Source organism: Rhizobacter sp. P3_B12 (genome assembly GCF_056402895.1).
In genome coordinates this window covers 1-2,578 of the sequence record NZ_JBFUGN010000887.1, presented here as the reverse complement: position 1 = coordinate 2,578, position 2,578 = coordinate 1, and the positions used below count along the sequence as shown (strand labels likewise).

Below are 2,578 nucleotides of genomic sequence, written 5' to 3'. Positions count from 1 at the left end.
CATCTTCGCCGCGTTCTTCAACGTGCTGGCGATCTCGGTGTTCCACAACCTGACGGTGGCGGCCACCGTCGGCAAGGGCATCGTGCTGCCGGGCGTCGTCGACCATCACGTGGTGTTCGGTGCGCTGATCGGCGCGATCGTCTGGAACGTCGTGACCTGGTGGTACGGCATTCCGTCGAGCTCGTCGCATGCGCTGATCGGCGGCATCTGCGGTGCGGTGATCGCGAAGGCCGGCATCGGCGCGCTGGTCGGTGGCGGGCTGCTGTGGATCGTCGCCTTCATCTTCATCTCGCCGGCGCTCGGCTTCCTGCTGGGTTCGCTCGCGATGGTGGCGGTGGCCTGGATCTGCCGGCGCAGCTCGCCGCTGCGCGTGGACAACTGGTTCCGCCGGCTGCAGCTGCTGTCGGCCGGGCTGTACAGCCTGGGCCACGGCGGCAACGACGCGCAGAAGACCATCGGCATCATCTGGATGCTGCTGATCGCCACCGGCTACGCGGCGGCCGATTCGAAGGCGCCACCGGGCTGGGTGATCGGCAGCTGCTACCTGGCGATCGGGCTGGGCACGATGTTCGGCGGCTGGCGCATCGTGCTGACGATGGGCCAGAAGATCACCAAGCTGAAGCCGGTGGGCGGCTTCTGCGCCGAGACCGGCGGTGCGATGACGCTGTTCCTCGCGACCGCGCTGGGCATCCCGGTGTCGACCACGCACACCATCACCGGCGCGATCGTCGGCGTCGGCTCGGTGCGGCGCGCGTCGGCGGTGCGCTGGGGCGTGGCGGGCAACATCGTGTGGGCGTGGATCTTCACGATCCCGGCCGCCGCCTTCGTCGCCGCCATCGCCTACTGGGTCAGCTTCACGATGTTCCCGTGATCACTGGCTGATCTTTCGCGCTTCCTCGACCTGGTACTCGAAGTAGCGCTGGCCGCCGAACGCGATCGTCGCCATCAGCACGGTGGCGCCCAGCAGCAGCGCGATCACGACGCCGATCACCGCCGCCCAGCCGGCCGGGTTGACCGGCTCGCCGCGGTTGAAGCGCAGGCTCCACTTCTCGTCGGGCATCAGGCCGTAGACGATGGCGGCCAGCATGGCCGCGGCGATCGCGATGCCCAGCAGCGGGATCAGCGCCCACGAGAGCGGGTCGTCCTGGCCGATGCGGATCACGCGCAGCACGCCGTAGGCGCCGATCAGCGTCGGCACCGGCCAGAGCCAGGCCCACACGTCGCGCGGGCCGTGCAGGTAGAAGCGGTGCAGCCCGAGGCTGCCGCCGACCAGCGCGATCCAGGTCGCGAGCGTCTTCGATTTGGTCATGCTCACTCGCCCGCCGCAGGCGGCACGGCATCGCCGGTGCCGAGCGCGCGCTGCATCAGCACCACGTCGAGCCAGCGCTCGAACTTCCAGCCGGCGGACTTCAGCAGCCCGGTGTGCTCGAAGCCGAGGCTGCGGTGCACGCCGATCGATCCGGCGTTGGCCGAATCGCCGATCACCGCCAGCATCTGGCGCGCGCCGAGCGCCTCGCATTGCGCCATCAGCGCGGCCAGCAGCTGCTTGCCGGCGCCCTGGCCGCGGGCGGCGTCCGACAGGTAGATCGAGTCCTCGAGGCAGAAACGGTAGGCGCGGCGCGGGCGGAAGTGGTTCGCGTAGGCGTAGCCCAGCACCTCGCCGCGGCGCTCGGCGACCAGCCACGGCAGGCCCTTGGACAGCACGTCGTCGCGGCGGCGGGTCATCTCGGCGAGGTCGGGCGCCTCGAGCTCGAAGGTGCCGGTGCCGTGCAGCACGTTCCAGCCGTAGACGGCGGTGATGGCGGGGAGATCGGCGGCCGTGCTGGCGCGAATCGTGATGGGGCTCTCGGACATGATGGCTGGCGGGGGTGGTCTGGCGAGTTTATAATGCCGGGTTTCGGTGACGGTCGACCCGGAGGGTTGGCGTATCTACGGCACCGACCTCCGATCTGCTTGCCCTGAGTGTCTCCTGGTGCGGTGGATGTTTTCGATAATCTCAAGGAAACAACATGGTCGTGATTCGACTCGCACGTGGTGGCGCCAAGAAGCGTCCGTTCTACAACATCGTCGTCGCTGATTCGCGCGTCCGCCGTGACGGCCGCTTCATCGAGCGCGTCGGCTTCTACAACCCGGTGGCGTCCGGTGGCGAGCAGCCGCTGCGCGTCGCGTTCGACCGCATCGAGCACTGGGTTGCCCACGGCGCCCAGCCGTCGGCGACGGTGGCTCGCCTGGTCGAGCAGGCCAAGGCCGCGACGCCGGCTGCTGCTGCAGCAGCCTGAGTGCTGCCGAGAACGTGTCGATGACCGCCGCGCCGGGGCCTGCCGGGATGTCTGATCCCGCGTGGCCCGAGGATGCGGTGGAGATCGGCAGGGTTCTCGATGCCTGGGGCGTGAAGGGCTGGATTCGCGTCCAGCCTTTCGCTGCAGATCCCCAGGCCCTCTTTTCTTCGCGCCGGTGGTTCCTGAAACCGCCGGAGCCGCAAGGCGTCAAGCTGCCGGCGACCGCCGCAGCAGCCTTTCCGCCCTTGCTGAAGGTCGTGCAGGTCAAGGAGCACGGCGATGGCGTCGTGGCCCAGGTG

At 69.1% G+C, this 2,578-nt stretch carries 5 protein-coding genes; 3 read left to right on the top strand and 2 right to left on the bottom strand.

The window, feature by feature from the left end; genetic code table 11:
• Positions 1–871 (top strand): inorganic phosphate transporter (locus tag AC1D01_RS29580; protein WP_477872785.1); only part of this gene is annotated, 871 nt, incomplete at its 5' end.
• On the opposite strand, the gene AC1D01_RS29575 is transcribed toward AC1D01_RS29580, so the two are convergent.
• Together AC1D01_RS29575 and AC1D01_RS29570 are read right to left on the bottom strand one after the other, a co-directional pair.
• Positions 872–1,309 (bottom strand): NINE protein, encoded by a 438-nt coding sequence (locus AC1D01_RS29575; protein WP_477872783.1) that lies wholly within the window; start codon positions 1,307–1,309, stop codon positions 872–874.
• Between the two features lie 2 nt (positions 1,310–1,311).
• Complete coding sequence (locus AC1D01_RS29570) at positions 1,312–1,854, bottom strand: GNAT family N-acetyltransferase (RefSeq protein WP_477872781.1); 543 nt, start codon at positions 1,852–1,854, stop codon at positions 1,312–1,314.
• Positions 1,855–2,009: 155 nt separating this feature from the next.
• On the opposite strand from AC1D01_RS29570, the gene rpsP reads away from it, so the two are divergent.
• Together rpsP and AC1D01_RS29560 are read left to right on the top strand one after the other, a co-directional pair.
• Entirely contained in the window at positions 2,010–2,279 is a 270-nt protein-coding gene (gene rpsP, locus AC1D01_RS29565) for a 30S ribosomal protein S16 (RefSeq protein ID WP_477872779.1), read from the top strand.
• 20 nt (positions 2,280–2,299) lie between these two features.
• Positions 2,300–2,578 (top strand): ribosome maturation factor RimM (locus tag AC1D01_RS29560; protein WP_477872787.1); only part of this gene is annotated, 279 nt, incomplete at its 3' end.

Excerpts from the sequence above, each read along its gene's own strand:
- AC1D01_RS29575 (WP_477872783.1), bottom strand. The coding sequence starts at position 1,309 with ATGACCAAATCGAAGACGCTCGCGACCTGGATCGCGCTGGTCGGCGGC.
- AC1D01_RS29570 (WP_477872781.1), bottom strand. The coding sequence starts at position 1,854 with ATGTCCGAGAGCCCCATCACGATTCGCGCCAGCACGGCCGCCGATCTC.
- rpsP (WP_477872779.1), top strand. The coding sequence starts at position 2,010 with ATGGTCGTGATTCGACTCGCACGTGGTGGCGCCAAGAAGCGTCCGTTC.